The organism is Nocardioides nitrophenolicus (genome assembly GCF_016907515.1).
Lineage (GTDB): Bacteria > Actinomycetota > Actinomycetes > Propionibacteriales > Nocardioidaceae > Nocardioides > Nocardioides nitrophenolicus.
Genome location: NZ_JAFBBY010000001.1, coordinates 2215030 through 2230545 on the forward strand (window position 1 = coordinate 2215030; position 15516 = coordinate 2230545).

General features: G+C 73.3%; 16 protein-coding genes. 6 read left to right on the forward strand and 10 right to left on the reverse strand.

The window, feature by feature from the left end; genetic code table 11:
• Positions 1-64: 64 nt before the first annotated feature.
• Positions 65-1276 carry a LuxR C-terminal-related transcriptional regulator gene (locus JOD66_RS10780; protein ID WP_204836871.1) on the reverse strand — a complete coding sequence of 404 codons (1212 nt, stop codon included), beginning with the start codon at positions 1274-1276 and terminating at the stop codon, positions 65-67.
• Positions 1277-1356: 80 nt separating this feature from the next.
• On the opposite strand from JOD66_RS10780, the gene JOD66_RS10785 reads away from it, so the two are divergent.
• Entirely contained in the window at positions 1357-1926 is a 570-nt protein-coding gene (locus JOD66_RS10785) for a TetR/AcrR family transcriptional regulator (protein WP_204836872.1), read from the forward strand.
• A 147-nt stretch (positions 1927-2073) separates the two neighbouring features.
• On the opposite strand, the gene JOD66_RS10790 is transcribed toward JOD66_RS10785, so the two are convergent.
• On the reverse strand, positions 2074-3312 hold the full coding sequence (locus JOD66_RS10790) for an acyl-CoA dehydrogenase family protein (protein WP_204836873.1): 1239 nt from the start codon (positions 3310-3312) through the stop codon (positions 2074-2076).
• A gap of 162 nt (positions 3313-3474) precedes the next feature.
• Between JOD66_RS10790 and JOD66_RS10795 the strand changes: the two genes are divergently transcribed.
• Together JOD66_RS10795 and JOD66_RS10800 are read left to right on the forward strand one after the other, a co-directional pair.
• Positions 3475-3927 (forward strand): MaoC family dehydratase, encoded by a 453-nt coding sequence (locus JOD66_RS10795; RefSeq protein ID WP_204836874.1) that lies wholly within the window; start codon positions 3475-3477, stop codon positions 3925-3927.
• Between the two features lie 31 nt (positions 3928-3958).
• Complete coding sequence (locus JOD66_RS10800; RefSeq protein ID WP_204836875.1) at positions 3959-4954, forward strand: NADPH:quinone oxidoreductase family protein; 996 nt, start codon at positions 3959-3961, stop codon at positions 4952-4954.
• Here JOD66_RS10800 and JOD66_RS10805 read toward each other — a convergent pair.
• Positions 4858-5991 carry a phosphotransferase family protein gene (locus tag JOD66_RS10805; RefSeq protein ID WP_204836876.1) on the reverse strand — a complete coding sequence of 378 codons (1134 nt, stop codon included), beginning with the start codon at positions 5989-5991 and terminating at the stop codon, positions 4858-4860. The two genes, JOD66_RS10800 and JOD66_RS10805, sit on opposite strands and share 97 nt — an antisense overlap.
• A 124-nt stretch (positions 5992-6115) precedes the next feature.
• Here JOD66_RS10805 and JOD66_RS10810 point away from each other — a divergent pair, with 124 nt between their 5' ends.
• Complete coding sequence (locus tag JOD66_RS10810; RefSeq protein ID WP_204836877.1) at positions 6116-6913, forward strand: SDR family NAD(P)-dependent oxidoreductase; 798 nt, start codon at positions 6116-6118, stop codon at positions 6911-6913.
• Positions 6914-7192: 279 nt separating this feature from the next.
• On the opposite strand, the gene JOD66_RS10815 is transcribed toward JOD66_RS10810, so the two are convergent.
• From JOD66_RS10815 to JOD66_RS10835, 5 genes are all read right to left on the reverse strand, one after another.
• Complete coding sequence (locus JOD66_RS10815) at positions 7193-8191, reverse strand: NADPH:quinone oxidoreductase family protein (protein WP_204836878.1); 999 nt, start codon at positions 8189-8191, stop codon at positions 7193-7195.
• Positions 8191-8889: an SDR family oxidoreductase gene (locus JOD66_RS10820; protein ID WP_204836879.1), complete on the reverse strand. Its 699-nt coding sequence runs from the start codon at positions 8887-8889 to the stop codon at positions 8191-8193. Before JOD66_RS10820 ends, JOD66_RS10815 begins: the two co-directional genes overlap by 1 nt.
• Positions 8886-10226 carry a PucR family transcriptional regulator gene (locus JOD66_RS10825; protein WP_204836880.1) on the reverse strand — a complete coding sequence of 447 codons (1341 nt, stop codon included), beginning with the start codon at positions 10224-10226 and terminating at the stop codon, positions 8886-8888. The genes JOD66_RS10820 and JOD66_RS10825 overlap by 4 nt, the downstream gene beginning before the upstream one ends.
• A 90-nt stretch (positions 10227-10316) precedes the next feature.
• Positions 10317-11048, reverse strand: coding sequence for a tyrosine-protein phosphatase (locus JOD66_RS10830; protein WP_204836881.1), 732 nt, complete (start codon positions 11046-11048; stop codon positions 10317-10319).
• An 80-nt stretch (positions 11049-11128) separates the two neighbouring features.
• Entirely contained in the window at positions 11129-11392 is a 264-nt protein-coding gene (locus tag JOD66_RS10835) for a hypothetical protein (RefSeq protein WP_204836882.1), read from the reverse strand.
• A gap of 91 nt (positions 11393-11483) precedes the next feature.
• On the opposite strand from JOD66_RS10835, the gene JOD66_RS10840 reads away from it, so the two are divergent.
• Positions 11484-12158, forward strand: a complete 675-nt coding sequence (locus tag JOD66_RS10840; protein WP_204836883.1) for a TetR family transcriptional regulator — start codon at positions 11484-11486, stop codon at positions 12156-12158.
• Positions 12159-12378: 220 nt separating this feature from the next.
• Here the strand turns inward: JOD66_RS10840 and JOD66_RS10845 are convergent, their stop codons facing one another.
• Entirely contained in the window at positions 12379-13161 is a 783-nt protein-coding gene (locus JOD66_RS10845) for a DUF6461 domain-containing protein (protein ID WP_204836884.1), read from the reverse strand.
• Positions 13162-13542: 381 nt separating this feature from the next.
• Positions 13543-14469, reverse strand: a complete 927-nt coding sequence (locus JOD66_RS10850) for an SDR family oxidoreductase (protein ID WP_204836885.1) — start codon at positions 14467-14469, stop codon at positions 13543-13545.
• Between the two features lie 189 nt (positions 14470-14658).
• On the opposite strand from JOD66_RS10850, the gene JOD66_RS10855 reads away from it, so the two are divergent.
• Positions 14659-15513, forward strand: coding sequence for a helix-turn-helix transcriptional regulator (locus JOD66_RS10855; protein ID WP_204836886.1), 855 nt, complete (start codon positions 14659-14661; stop codon positions 15511-15513).
• Positions 15514-15516 lie beyond the last annotated feature (3 nt).

Consider the following 15516-nt stretch of genomic DNA (forward strand, 5'->3'; position numbering starts at 1 on the left):
TGGTCATGACATTACAATGGTCAGACCGAATAGGCAACGGGTGTCCGCTGCCGGGGCGTGCGGCTCAGTCGTCGTGCGAGCCGATGGTGAGGCGCAGGTACTGGGAGATGGCCTCGGCCCGGTTCTCCACCCGCAGCTTGCGCAGGATCTGCTTGACGTGGGACTTCACCGTGCCGGTCGCGATCACCAGCCGGTGGGCGATCCGCTCGTTGGTCGCACCGGTCGCCATCAGCGCCAGCACCTCCAGCTCGCGACCGGTGAGCAGCTCCTCGAGCACCCGCGAGCGCTCCCCCGCGGCCGGGTCGCCCGCCCGCGACCGGCTCACGCCGACGGCCGTGGTCTCGTTGCGCGTCACCAGCTCCACCGTGCTGGTCGCCAGCTCGTCGAGCACCAGCTCGACGCTCCGCATCGCCTCCAGGACCTGCGCGCGCTGCTCCCGCAGCCGGTCGAGCAGCACCGCACGCTCGAAGGCCTGGGCGAAGCCGAGGGCGAAGGACCACAGGATGTCGCGGTCCAGGTCGACCATCTCGGCGCCCCGGTTGTCGGCGTGGAGCAGGCCGATCACCCGCTCGCCCGCGATGATCGGCGCCGCGACGTACGACGTCAGCCCGGCCGCCCGCGCCATCGGCGCGTAGACGCGGGGATCGCCCTCGGCCCGGGCGACGAGCGCCGGCTCGCGGCGCTCGACGAGCTCGCTCTCGAGCAGCAGCCGCGAGAGCTCGATCGCGGGCACCTCGCGGATCCAGTCGCGGAAGGCCAGCTCCGCGTCGCCGATCGTGCCCGACCAGCTGCGCCACGGCTGCCAGGTCTCGTCGTCGACGCGCGAGAGCATCACCCGCTCGAAGCCGCCCGCGCCGGCCGCGGCCTCGCAGACCCGCTCGAGCAGCTCGTCCTGGTCGGTGACCGAGCGCAGCGCCGCCAAGCCCTGGTCCAGTCGGTCCAGGCGGCGCAGCCGCTCCTGCCCGAGGTGGTCGTGGATGCCGAAGCGCACGGCATAGATCTCGTGCAGCACCCGGCCCACGTCGGCCACCTCCTCGGCCCGCGCGACCCGGCCCGGCGCGACCAGGCACTCCCGCAGGATGCCGCCAGCGATCGCGAGCTGGCCGTCGAGCACCCGTGGCTCCGCCGCCGGCGGCCGCGCCAGCTCGGCCGCGTCGTCGTCGCGGCGCAGCGCGCCCAGGCGGCGGAGCAGGTCGACCGCGGCGGCGTGCGCGGCCCGCCCCCGCTCGACGAGGGCGGCGCGCCGTCGTTGCGATGCCGCGTTACCGGACTCCATGGAACCCACCTGCCTCGTCGGCGCGCTCACGGGCGCACGACGGCGTGAACGATCGTTCCGTCCGATGGTAGCCTGCGCTGGTGCCGCGTGACCGACGGATCCTCGACGCCGCGGCCCTGGCCTTCCACGAGAAGGGCTTCCACGGGGTCGGCATGGACGAGCTCGGGACCCGGGCCGGCCTCAGCGGCCCGTCGCTCTACCGCTACTTCTCCGGCAAGGACGAGATCCTCGCCAAGCTGCTCGACGAGGCCATGGACGAGCTCCTGGCCGCGACCCGGCCGGTCGACGTCGACCCGATGGCCGACCTGGAGCGGGCGCTGCGTCATCACGTCGACTTCGCCCTCGCCAACCGGCCGCTGGTCACGCTGTACCAACGCGAGGTCCGCTCCCTCGTCGATCCCTGGGCGGCCGCCTTCACCCGGCGCCGGCGGCAGTACACCCGCGCCTGGGAGCGGCTGGTCTCCCGGGCCCGGCCCGAGCTCGACGCCGCGGTGCTCGCCGCGACCACCCAGGGCTGCCTCGGCCTGCTCTTCTCGGTCGCCACCTGGCCCGACCGCACCCTCGCGGCGCCGGGCGTCGCGGAGGTGATCATGGACCTGGTCCTGCGGGGCATGACCGGCGCCGGCCCCGACCCTGGCTCAGCGACCTGAATCCGCCGATTCGCCGCGTCGCGAGCGCCATCAGATGGGTGCGGTGGCAAGGCGTCCGGCGCGAAGCCAGACTGGGCGTCTTACGAGCGTCGGCAACGCAGCCAACGTGCCCAGCTGGTGGCGCGCAGCAGCGGCCAATCGGCGGATTCAGGCGGAGCCGAAGGTCCACATGCCGGCGGCGATCCGGCGGTACTGCAGCTCGTCGGAGCCCTCGGTGATCCGGTAGCGCCGGTGGTGGCGGTAGATGTGCTCGAACGGGTAGTGCCGGCTGTAGCCCACGCCACCGTGCACCTGCATCGCCCGGTCCGCCGCGTCGCACGCCAGCCGGTTGCCGCGCACGTTGACCATCGCGACCTTGTCGCTGACGGCCGTCTTGCCGTGCACGTCCATCTCCCAGGCCACCTTCATGATCGTGTTGCGGACCAGCTCGGCCTCGGTCTGCAGCTCGACCAACTGCCACTGGACACCCTGGTAGTCGCGCATCGCCTTGCCGAACAGGGTGCGATCCTCGGTGTAGGCCACCGACCGGTCGATGCAGAACTGGGCGGCGCCCAGCGAGCTGGCGGCCTGCCGGATCCGGTTCTCGTGGACGAAGAGCTGGGCGCAGTCCAGGCCCCGGCCCTCCTCGCCGACCATCGCCGACGCCGCCACCCGCACGCCGTCCAGCCGGACCTCGGCGTGGTCGGTCGGCATGTTGAAGGTCCACCAGTAGAACGGGACCTCGAAGCCCGGCGCGTCGGTCGGCACCAGGAACGCCGAGATGCCCTCGGCCTTGCCGTCCTCCCCGCTGGTGCGGGCGAAGACGAGGTCGACCTCCGAGACGTCGACCACGCTGTTCCACCGCTTGGCGCCGGTGATCACCCAGTCGTCGCCGTCGCGGACGGCGCGGGTCTCCAGCCAGGTCGCGTCGCTGCCGTGGTTCGGCTCGGTCAGCCCGAACGCCATCTCCATGTCGCCGGAGACCAGCCGCTCGAGGTACTGCTCCTTCTGCTCGGGCGTGCCGTACTCGTGCAGCACCAGCGCGAGCGGCACGTTGGCGACCATCGACGCCTCGTGGCTCAGCTCCGCGTGGAGGCCGGGACCGCGCCGGGCGAGGTGCTCGCGGATCAGCGCCATCGCGACATTGCTGCCGTCCTGGCCGCCGAGCTCCTTCGGCAGCGGATAGCGGTAGAAGCCGGCCTGGTCGGCCAGCACCCGCGCCTCGTGCATGATCTCGCGCCAGCGCCGGGTGGGGATGCCACCGCGCTCCACGTCGGTGCGCGAGAACTCGCGGCGGTGGTCGAAGTACTCCGGGTTGGCCTCCTCGATCGGCTTGATCCGGGTGTCGATGAAGTCGTCGAGGTCGGCGAGGAACGTCGTGACGTCCTCCGGGACGGACCAGTCCATGTCGTCTCCTGTCGTGGGGCCCGCGGACCGGGCGCCGGGTGGCCGACGCTAGGTCCGCGCCGGCCCCGAGCCGGTCGGAGCGGCGCGCGGGCGGTGTGGAGTTCTCCAGCCCGGCGTACGACGCTCGTCGCGGCCCGCGACGCAGCCGGTGACGATGGCGCCATGAGAACCCTGAGCAGCGTCGACGAGCTGCGCGCCCTGGTGGGCGAGCGGCTCGGCACCAGCGGATGGCACGAGATCACCCAGCAGCGGATCCAGGCGTTCGCGGACGCGACCGAGGACTGGGAGCGGATCCACGTCGACCCGGTCCGCGCCGCCGCCTCCCCGTTCGGGGTGACCATCGCGCACGGGCTGTTCACGCTGTCGCTGGGCCCCCGGTTCCAGTACGAGATCCTCGAGATGAACGGTCACTCCCTCGCCCTCAACTACGGCTACGACAAGGTCCGCTGGATCACGCCGGTCAAGGTCGGCTCCCGGCTGCGGATGACCCTGGACCTGGTCGCCGCCGAGCCGCTGGAGGGCGGCTCGAAGTTCCGTGCGCGGCAGACCTTCGAGATCGAGGGACAGGACCGGCCGGCGTGCGTCGCCGAGTCCCTCTTCGCCTACTTCGACTGATCCCCCCGACCCCCCGACCTTGGAGAGAGCCATGCGTGCCGTTGTCGTCGAGACCCTCGACGGGCCCCGTTCCGCCGTACTGAAGGACGTGCCCGCACCCGTCGGCGCCCATCCCCGAGCCGGCGGTCGCCGGGTCCTGGTGGACGTCCACGCCGTCGGGCTGTCCTTCATCGATCCGCTGCAGACCTGGGGCCGCTACCAGGGCGGGGTCCCCGCGCCGTACGTGTGCGGATCGGAGGTCTCCGGCGTGGTCGCGGAGGCGCCGGCGGACTCGTGGCTGGAGGTGGGCGACCGGATCTCCGGCATCGTCTGGCAGGGCGCGATGGCCGAGCAGGCGCTCGCCCTCGACGACTTCGTGGTCAAGATCCCCGACTCGATGTCGTACGCCGAGGGCGCCGGCATCTACATGAACTACGCCACCGCCTGGTACGCCCTCGACCGCGCCGGCGCCCGCGAGGGTGAGACCGTGCTGGTGACCGGCGCGGCGGGCGGCGTCGGCACCTGCGTGCTCGACCTCGGGCCCGCCTTCGGCGTCTCCACGATCGCGCTGGTGTCCAGCGCCGCCAAGGAGGAGATGGCCCGGACCGCGGGCGCGACCCACGTCGTGCGCAGCGACGGCGACTGGCTGACCCAGGTGCGCGAGCTCACCGGCGGGCGCGGGGTCGAGGTCTTCGTCGACATGGTGGGCGGGGACGGCTTCCTCGACACCGTGCGCTCGCTGCGGATCGGCGGACGCGGCGTGATCGTCGGGTTCGCCGGCGGCTCGATCCCCGAGCTCCGGATGAACCGGCTGCTGCTGCGCAATCTCACCCTCACCGGCATCACCATGGACGTGATGGAGACCGAGCACCCGGGCACCCTCGACCGGGTGCGCCTCGGTGTGCAGAAGCTGCTCGACGAGGGCCGCCTCACGCCGGCGATCGGCGCGGTCTACCCGCTGGAGCGGGCGGCCGACGCGCTCGCCGCGCTCGACGAGCGGACGGCGGTCGGCAAGGTCGTGGTCGAGGTCCGGTCCAGCACGGCGTGACCGGCCGCCAGCACCTCGTGCAGGTGCCGGGCGGCGGTCACCAGCTTCGGGTCCGGGCTCGCCAGCTTGCGCTCCCGCTTCCAGATCACCGCGATCGTGGACGCCGTCTTGTAGCAGCACACGCCGAGGAACCAGTCCAGGTCCGCGGCCGTCGCCGCGAGCTCGTGGTCCGCGGCGCCCAGCGCGCGGCGGGCGCCGGCGTACTCGTCCCAGAGCTGGTCACGCGTCGGGAGCAGTGACCCGGCCGCGCGATCGGCGGCCGGGCGGTCCTCGTGGAAGACGTGGGCCGGGGCGAGGTGCATCAGCAGCCAGGCCAGGTCGGAGCGCGGGTCGCCCACCGACCAGATCTCCCAGTCGATGACGGCGGCGAGCCGCGGGCCCTCGAAGAGCATGTTGGCCAGCCGGTAGTCGCCGTGCAGCAGCCGGGGCTCGATGCCGGCGGGCACCCGCTCGGCGAGGCGGGCGTAGAGCCGCTCGTGGCCGGGCGCGATGTCCGCGTCGACGGTCTCGAAGAGCCGGCGCCAGCGCTCCAGCTCGTCGTCGACCGCGGCCGGCGGCTCGGCGCCGAGACCGATCCGTCGCGGCGGCACGGACTGCAGCGTGGCCAGCGCGCGGGCCGCGACCCGGACCCGCTCGGCCACGTCCGCGGGGGTCGGCGGCGCGTCGGAGACGTCGAGCAGCGGCTCGTAGGACTCCCCCGGAGCCAGGGACATCGCGAACAGCGGCGGCACGTCGGGCGGGTCGCCCGCGTCCTCGAACAGCACGTCCGGCACCGGGAACCCCGGCAGCCGCCCGAGCGCGCGCAGCACGCGCGCCTGGCGCAGCACGTCCCGGTTGCGGACCGGCGCCAGGCCGGCCGGCGCCACCTTCAGCACCACCGGCCGGTCCTCCCGGTCCCCGACCAGCGTCGAGGCGAAGGTCAGGCTGGACACGCCGCCCTCCAGGCGCCGCAGCCCGCGCAGCTCCGCGTCCGGCGTACGACGCCGGGCGGCCCTGGTCGCGCGATCGAGGAGTTCGTCGAGGTCGATGCTCTGCACGCCCTCCACTCTGCGATCCTGCCCCGGCCACCACAACGCGCTCGTGCGCCTCGCGCTGGAGAGGCCCACAGCACGCGGGTCCGCGACGGTCGATCGGGAGGACCCGCCCGACCAGACTCCGGGCATGGTGACCACTCCGCAGACCCCCTACGCCCCCGCCGCCTGGCAGGACCGGTTCCGGCTGGACGGCAAGGTGGCCGTCGTGACCGGCGCCTCCAGCGGGCTCGGCGTGGCCATCGCGCAAGGCATGGCCGCGGCCGGCGCCGACGTCGCGATCGGCGCGCGCCGGCTGGCGATGCTCGACGAGACCCGGGCCCTGGTCGAGGGGCTGGGCCGCCGCTGCGTCGCCGTCGAGACCGACGTGACCTCCGTCGAGCACTGCGACCGCCTCGTCGCCGCCGCCGTGGACCAGCTCGGCGGCTGCGACATCCTGGTCAACAACGCCGGCATCGGCGGCGCCTACAACGCCGCCACCGAGGACCCGCCCGAGCACTTCCGGTCCGTCGTCGACGTGAACCTCTTCGGCTCGTACTGGATGGCCCAGGCCGCCGGCCGGGTGATGCCGGCGGGCGGCGCGGTGGTGAACATCTCCAGCGTGATGGCCGTGACCACCGCGAAGATGCCGGCCGCCGGCTACAGCGCGGCCAAGGCCGGCGTCCTCGGCCTGACCCGCGACCTGGCCGCGCAGTGGGGCCCGCGAGGCATCCGGGTGAACGCCATCCTCCCCGGCGTCTTCCTCACCGAGGCCACCGCGAACTACAGCCCCCGCTACCAGCAGGCCATCATCGACGCCCGGGTCCCCGCCGGCCGGCTCGGCGACCCGGTCGAGATCGCCAGCACCGCGGTGTTCCTCGCGTCCGACGCCGCGGCGTACGTCACCGGTGTCGGCGTCCCCGTCGACGGTGGGGTGCTGCTGCTCTGATCGCCCGGGGCTCGCGGCTCGCCAGGTGCTGTAACACGGAGTCCGCGGACCTACCGGACCAGGCTGCGCTGTAACACGCAGTCCGCGGACCTAGCGGACCAGCCGGCGCTGTAACACGCAGTCCGCGGACCTACCGCACCCGATCCGTCGCGAAACCCGGTCTGTGCGGGTCTCGTACAGACGACACGGGTACGTGAGGACGGCGGACTGCGTGTTACAGCCGATCGGCATCCGCAACCACAGCGAACAGCGTGTTACAGCGCCCGTGGATCCCCAGGCTCACCCCCGAGCCGCCCCGGCGATGTCGATGACGACCTTCCCGTGCGCCTCCCGCCGGTCCAGGATCCCCAGCGCGTCACGGGCCTCGCCGAGCTCGAGCCGGTGGCCGACGTACGGACGGACCCGGCCCTGATCCGCCGCGGCCTCGAGGCCGGCGACCAGCTCGGGCGCGTAGCCGGGGAAGCGCTGCTCCCAGGGGTCGAGGGCCACCCCGACGACGCTGAGGTTGCGCAGCAGCAGCCGGTTGACCTTGACCTCCGGGATCGCGCCCTCGGCGAAGCCGACCACCATGAGGCGGCCGCCGGTGTCGAGCGCGCGCAGCGAGTCGGTGAACCGGCCGCCGCCGACGGGGTCGACGACGACGTCCACGCCGTGGCCGGTCAGGTCGCGGCACTGCTGGGCCCAGGCGTCGTCGGTGCGCAGCACCACCTCGGCTCCGCACTCCGCGGCGACCGCTGCCTTGGCCTCGGAGGAGACCACCGCGATCGAGGGCGCGGCGCGCCCGCGCAGCAGGTCGAGGGTCGCGGTGCCGACGCCGCCGGCGGCGCCGTGCACCAGCACCGACTCGCCGTCCGCGAAGCCCGCACGGTGCAGGGTGAACCAGGCGGTGGCGTAGTTCAGGAAGAAGGCCGCGCCGTCCGCCCACGACATCGTCGCCGGCAGCCGGACCGTGTAGCGCGGGATCGCCAGCACCCGCTCGGCGGCCGCGCCCCACACGCTCAACCCGGCCACCCGGTCGCCGGTACGGAACCGGGAGCCGGGCGGCGCCTCGAGGACGACGCCGGCGTACTCACCCCCGGTGACGTACGGCGCCGGGGTGCCGTGCTGGTACGCACCCCGGCTCTGCAGCAGGTCCGGGAAGGCGACCGCGGCCGCGCGCACCTCCACCAGCAGCCGCTCGCCGTGGGCCCACGGGTGGGCGCCTTCGGGCTCGGGCAGGTCCTCGCGCAGCTCGACGGCGTCGGGCCCCGTGGTCCGCGGGACGACCAGCCCGCGCATCAGCGGCGGGCCACCGAGGCGGTGACCGAGCGGGTGTTCAGCTCGTCGCCGCCGTCGACGGTGAGCAGCTGGCCGGTCACCATGCCGGACGTCTCGCTGGCGAAGAAGGCCACCCCGTTGGCGATGTCGGCCGGGTCGACGAAGCCGTTGGGCAGGCTCTCGAGCCAAGCGTCCTTGATCTCCTCGGGCATGCCGAGGATGCCGGAGGAGGCGGTCATGCCGGGCAGTACGCAGTTCGCCGTGACGCCGGTGCGCACGTTCTCGGCGGCGACGGTCTTCACCATGCCGATCAGCCCGGCCTTCGAGGTCGCGTACGACACCTGGGCCGGCATGCCCTGGGTGCCGGAGGTGCTGGAGATGACGACGATCCGGCCGTAGCCGCGCTCGCGCATGCCGGCCAGGCACTGCTGGAGAACCCGGAAGGTGCCGGTCAGGTTGATGTCGAGGTCGAGCTGCCACTTGTCCATCGAGAAGGTGTGCGCGGCGCCGAACAGGGTGGTGATCGCGGCATTGGCGACGTAGACGTCGATCTCGCCGAAGTCGGGGAGCTCGTCGCGGGCGATGTCGACCTGCCAGGTGCAGCCGGGCTCCTTGTCGAGCGTCACGACCTCGAAGCCGTCGTCGCTCAGGCGGCTCACGATCGCCTGTCCGATGCCGCCCTCGCGGCCTGCTCCGGTCACCAGTGCTCGGCGCCTCATGCGGTGTCCTTCCCTCGTTCGGTGTCGTCGGTGAAGCCGTGGCGCTCGTCGAACGCCGGGATCGCGGGGTGGCCCTCCAGGCGCAGTACGAGCAGCGCGGTCTGGGCGGAGAGCTGGTCGTTGGCGTCGGAGGCCACGTCCAGCCCGGTCAGGTCGTGCACCTTCGCCATCCGCAGGCGCACGGTGTTCTCGTGGATGCCGAGCCGCGCGGCGGACTCGCGGACGCTGCGGCCGGTGTCGAAGAAGCACTGCAGGGTCCGCAGCAGGTCGGCGGTGCCGGGGCCGCCGTCGAGCAGCGCGCCGATGACGTCCTGCACGTAGCGGCGGACGGCTCCGAGGTCGCCGTTCGCGACGAAGAGGCGGGCGGGACCGAGGTCGTCGACGGCGATCACCCGCTCCGAGGTCCGGGCGAAGCGGTCGACGCAGAGCACCACCTCCCGCGTCTCTCGGTAGGCGCGCTGGAGTGCGGCGGGTCGGGTCACGCCCGAGACGCCGACGGTGGCGTCCGGTTGGCCGATGGCGGCGAGCAGCCGGCGCATGGCCTGCTTGACCCGGTGCACGAACGCCACGGCGGCCTGGCCGTCGGGCACCTCGACGAGCAGGATCATGCCCTCGCGCCCCCGGGTCGCGAGCACCTCCACGCCGAGGTCGACCGCGACCAGCGCGGACAGGCTCTCCTCGTCGTGGGCCTCGTCGCTCGGCTGGGCGCCGACGACGTCGGAGACGTAGACGAGCACCCGGTCGGCGTCCGCCTGGACGCCGAGGTACTCCGCCGCGTCGGCGATGTCGTCGTCGCGGGTGTGCCCGCGGACCAGCTGGCGGGCCAGGGTGGCACGCGCGTTCCAGGAGGCGCGCGCGACCCGGCGCTGGACGGCGTACTCGCTCGCGAGGTGGAAGGCCGCGCGGCCCACCAGCGCGGAGTCCTCGCGCGTGAGGCGGCCGGAGACCTCGGCCATCACCAGCCAGGCGAACAGGCAGTCGTCGCGGCGCACCGGCATCAGCAGGTGGCGGCGTACGACGCCCCGGGCCGGCTGGGCCGCGACCAGCAGCGGCTGGGCGCCCGAGAGGTCGGCGGGACCGTGGTGTGCCAGCAGCTCGTCGACCTCGGGCGGGCGGAAGTCGGAGCCGCGCGCCCGCGCCGAGCGGGAGACCACGCGCCGCTGCGGGTCGATCAGCCAGATCGGGTTGGCCGTCAGCTCGGCGACCGCCGTGACCAGCCCACCGATGCCGCCCCCGCCGGCGGACACGGCGGAGAGGCGCAGCTCCACGGCGTAGCGGCGGTTGAGCTCCTCGAAGCGCTGGCGCGGGTCGGCCGAGGGTGGGGTCGGGGCAGCCATGGAATCTCCCTCTCGGCGCGCGAGACGACGGTCACATTGCTCCGAGATTAGAATGGTATGACCGTTTAAGCAAGAGAGTTGCCTCACCCGTCAGCCCTCCAGGAGCGCGGTCCGGAAGGCGACGATCTCCTCCGTCGGTACGCCGTGGCGCACCAGCCACGCCTCGGCGCCACCCTCGTCCGCGAGCCAGGTCAGCAGGGACCGGAGGTACTCCGCGCGCGGCGCCTGGTCGTCGACCCCACTGTCGGCCAGCATCGCGGCATAGAGGTCCATGGTGGTCAGCCGGGCCAGCACCGGGCCCACGCTGGCGGCGGACAGCAGGTAGTCCGCGACGATGTCCTCCTCCGCCACCCCGAGCAGCGCGAGCAGCAGCGCCGCCACGACGCCGGTGCGGTCCTTGCCCGCCGCGCAGTGGAAGAGCACCGGATGCCCGGCGGGACGCATCGCCTCGCGCACCGCCCCTACCACCGTCTCCGGCCGCCGGGACAGGTACGCCGGGTAGCGCGCGTGCCACGAGTCCTCCCGGCCCGCGGTGAGCGGCCAGCGCCGGTGAGCCACCCCCAGGGCGGCCCAGTCCACGCACTCCACCGCCGCCTCGGTCCCCCGCCGCAGGTCGACGACCGTCCTCAGCCCGAGCTCGGCGTACGCATCGGGATCGGCGTGCGCGAAGCCGGGATAGTCGCCGCGGAACACCCGGCCCCGGCGGACCCGACGACCGTCGAGGGTGGCCAGGCCGCCCAGGTCACGCAGGTTGTGGGCGCCGTCGACGACGCGGACCCGGGAGGTCGCGGTCAGGACGGTGTCGTCGGTCTCGGAAGGCACGGCAGCGAGCGTGCCGACTCCGGTGGCCGGAGGCCACGCCCGACCGCCCGGCCACTGTGGACTCCGACAGCGGCCGGCCCTCAGACCCGGGGACGGGCCCCGACCGGCGCCTTGGGCCGCACCCGGAGGACCGCGTCGCAGTCGGCACAGGAGCGACCGACCCGGCCCGGCTGGTAGGGCAGGTGCCAGAACCTGGTCCAGGCCGCGCACTCCAGCCCGCACGCCGTCCGCGACTGGCCCAGCGCCTTCGCGTGGCTCTCCCGCGTGGGTACGCGCTGGATCTGGGCGCCGTCGTGCGCCCAGCCCCAGCCGGGCGAGGTGATGAACCACGGGTAGTTCGCCACGGGATGCCTCCGTCTCAGCCACGAGCACTTCTCGTTTGGGTATTGAGTACCATATCGCGGTACTCAATACCAGGATGGGAGGGTCTGCATCGTGAGCACGCCCGCCGAGGAACGCATCAGGACCGCAGCCTTCGACCTGTTCACCGCCCGCGGCTTCGACGCGACCACCGTCGACGACATCGCCGCCGCCGCCGGCGTCGGTCGCACCACCTTCTTCCGCAAGTTCCGCGCGAAGGAGGACGCCGTCTTCCCCCCGCACGACGAGCTCCTGGCCGAGCTGTCCGCGCGGCTGCACGCCGCCGACCCCGACGAGATCCACCAGGCCGTCCTCGACGCCGCCCGCTTCGTGTTCGCCCACTACCTCGCCGAGGGCCAGCGCGCCCGCCAGCGCTACACGCTCACCCGCACCGTCCCCGCCCTCCAGATCCGCGAGCTCGTCGGCACCCAGGAGTACGTCCACCTGTTCCGCACCGCCCTGCACGCCCACGCCGGCGACGACGGCTTCGCCGCCGCCCACCACGACGAGCAGTACGCCTCCGCCGTCGTCACCGCCCACAACTACGTGCTGCGCCGCTGGCTGCGCGGCGACACCCAGGACCACCAGGCCCGAGCCGAGCTGGAGCGGGCCTTCGACGACGTACGCGACCGCCTGGCCGCCCCGGCCGGTCCCCGCGGCGGCGTCACGACCACCGTCGTGGTCGTCGCCGGCAGCACCGACCCGGACTCGATCGCCGCACAGGTGCGCAGCGCGTTGACGGCGGACTAGTGTCGCCGCCTGCCCCCCGAACGGGTGTCATTTCCCCGTCCCCACGGAGGATTCCCCCACGCCGGCCGTCCCGGGTCGGGCACGATGCTGTCCTCTTCGAGGTGCCCTCGGAGGCGGGGACGCACAGGCGACCGGAGATCCCCACATCTTCGTCGTCCCGATCCTCAACCCCGTCGGCGGTGGCGGTGCTTCTCCGCCACCGCCGACGGCCCCCGCGCGCTCACTCGTCGAGCGAGCCGGCATACACCAGGCTGGGGCCCCAGAAGTACGGCGCCTCGCTGACCGCGGTCAGGTCCGCCGCGGTCACCGTGAGCCCGGTGACCACCTCCGCCATCGCCAAGGACACCGCGGTGGAATCCACAACGGCATCGACGTCGGTCTCGCCCTCGAGGTCGTCCCACACCAGGTCGAAGAGATCCCGCAGCTCGGCGGGTACGACCGCAGGGTCCTCGATGTACATGAACTCGTCGTCATCGAAGAGCAGCTCACCGTCACGGGCAGCCCCGAACCGCTCGTGGGCCTGGATGTTGTCGCGCAGCACCGCCGCCGCCCGCCCATCGGCCGACAGCTCGCGCAGGGTGTCCAGCGCCGGGTCGCCGTACCCCGAAGGCTCCACGGCGAGGACGCCGCCGGCCACGTCGATCAGCGCCCAGCCGGTGTGGTCGACGTCCTCGTCCCACAGGTCGTCGACGCGCACCGGCCTGCTCAGGTCGACGCGCAGGATCCGCGCCACCTCGTCGCGCGAGGCCCCGGCGACCACCAGCACCGTGAAGGACTCCACGGCGCGCAGTGCGTCCGCGACGCCCTGGAAGGAGGCGACCCTGGCGTTGCCGCCGTCGCTGAAGCTCGGCGACAGGCGCTCGGGCGGGGTCATGGCGGGCTCCTCTCCTGCGGCGCTCGGGCGGTCGGGTCGGTCGGGTCGGTCGAAGATGCCGGCCGCCACCGCCGTGGCGACCGCGGCGACGACCACCGCCACCACTCCGGCGATCACATCCCGCTTCATCGCTTCCCCGCTCTCGAGAGACCGTCCACACGACGGCCTGCTGCCGCCGGGTCACCGCTCGGAGAGTGTGCCTCATGCCGGGGCCGGGTGAAGCCGGGTCGCCCGCCTCCGCGGCGCCCGGCGACTGACGCGCCGACCCGGCAGAATGTAGCCCCGGTTTCGCGCCGACCCGGCAGAAAGTAGCTCGCCTCGTATGCAACTTTCTGCCGGGTCGGCCACGAACCCGGGCCAGTTTCTGCCGGGTCGGCCGAAATCCTGGGCCAGTTTCTGCCGGGTCAGCGCAGGTACCGGTGTGGGCTTCGCGCGGACACCCGGCCGCCGTCGGCATCAGACCGGCCGCAGATCGGCGATTCCCACTCGGGCGAAGGCACGGGGAGACAGTCAGAGGGTGACCCCGGAGAGCCGCTCCGAGACCTCCCACATCCGGGTCGCGTCCTCGGTGACCAGCGGACGCCACACGCTCAGCTCGCCGGGTGGGCCGGCCATGCCGCCGGGGCGCCGGGGACCGTAGAAGCGACCACCCTCGGCGTGGGGCGAGGTGGCGGCGTAGAGCGCGGAGAGACCCGCCGACTCCACGGTGCCGACCAGCCCGACCCGCGACAGCAGCGCGATCAGCCCGCGCCCGGAGGCGGCCCGCTCGCGGCCGAGCTCGGGGCGGGCGGAGAGCAGGCTGGTGGGGGCGACGCCCGGGTGGGCGATCAGGCTGCTGATGCCCCAGCCTCCGGCGGAACTGCGCCGCTGCAGCTCGAGACCGAAGAGGCCGAGGGCGATCTTGGACTGCCGGTACGCCCTCATGGCGTCGTAGGACGTCTCCCAGTTCAGGTCGTCCCAGTTGATGCTCCCGGAGCGCGCGGCCACGCTCAGTTGGGACACGACCCGTGCGCGCCCCTCGCGCAGCAGGGGGAGCAGGTGCGCCACGAGGGCGACGTGGCCGAGGTGATTCGTCCCGAGCTGCAGCTCGAACCCGTCCTCGGTCACCTGTCGCTCCGGGGGCGTCATCACGCCGGCGTTGTTGACGAGGAGATGGATCGGTGCGCCCTCGTCGGCCAGCTCCTGTCCGAACCGGGCGACGGAGCGCAGGGACGACAGGTCCATCGCACTCGTGCGGACCCGGGCCGACGGCACCTGCCGGCGGATCGCGGCCGCGGCGGCAGCCCCCTTGCGCTCGTTGCGGACCGGCAGGATCATCTCGGCCCCCGCCGCGGCCAGCCGGGTCGCGATCACCAGGCCCATGCCGTCACTGGCGCCGGTCACGACCGCTCGCCTGCCCGAGAGATCCGGGACCACGACTGCTGCTCTGCGTGCCACGCTGCTCCTCCTCTACTCGCTGTCCTCGGGACCAACGGTGCGGTCTCGGCAGCGGCCGATCCAGGGCCTGCGAGTCCGCGGATACGCCGGTCCCGGACCAGCCACGGATCGACGGACCGTGGCTATCGGTCGCGGGAGGCGGTAGAAGTGACTCGGTGGCCGAGTGTCACGGGAAGGGGCGGTACGCCGATGGTCGACCTCGTCGCGCTGGGGGACTTCCTCCGCCACCGCCGGGAGTCCCTGCAGCCCGAGGACGTCGGGATGCCCCGCGGCCGGCGACGCCGCACGAGCGGACTGCGTCGCGAGGAGGTCGCGGCACTGTGCCACATGTCGAGCGACTACTGCGCGCGCCTCGAACGAGCGCAGGGACCGCAGCCCTCCGAGCAGATGATCGCCTCCATCGCGCAGGGACTCCACCTGTCGCTCGACGAGCGCGACCACCTCTTCCACCTCGCCGGGTACCCGCCGCCAGCCCGGGGCACGGGCAGCGACCACATCAGCCCCGGCATGCTGCGCATCCTCGACCGGCTCGCCGACACCCCCGCCGAGATCGTCACCGAGCTCGGCGAGACCCTCCGCCAGACCCGGCTGGGCGTCGCGCTCACCGGGGACCTGACCCGCTACTCGGGACCCGCGCGCAGCCTGGGCTACCGCTGGTTCACCGACCCCGAGACGCGCGCCCGCTACCACGAGGACGACCACGAGCAGCTGTCGCGGATGTTCGCCTCCGGCCTGCGCGAGATCGTCGGGCGCCGCGGCCCCGACTCCCGTGCCGCGCGTCTCGGCGAGCTGCTGCAGAGCCGGAGTGAGGAGTTCCGGGCGCTGTGGCGCACGCACGAGGTCGGCGTACGGCCGGTCGAGCCGAAGCGGTTCCGCCACCCGGAGCTGGGCACCCTCGAGCTCCAGTGCCAGACCCTGCTCGATCCCGAGCAGTCCCACCTGCTCTTCGTCTACACCGCCGTGCCGGGAAGTGAGAGCCACGAGAAGCTCCAGCTGCTCTCGGTCATCGGCGACCAGGACATCACCGCCGCGGTGAGCGACTGAGCC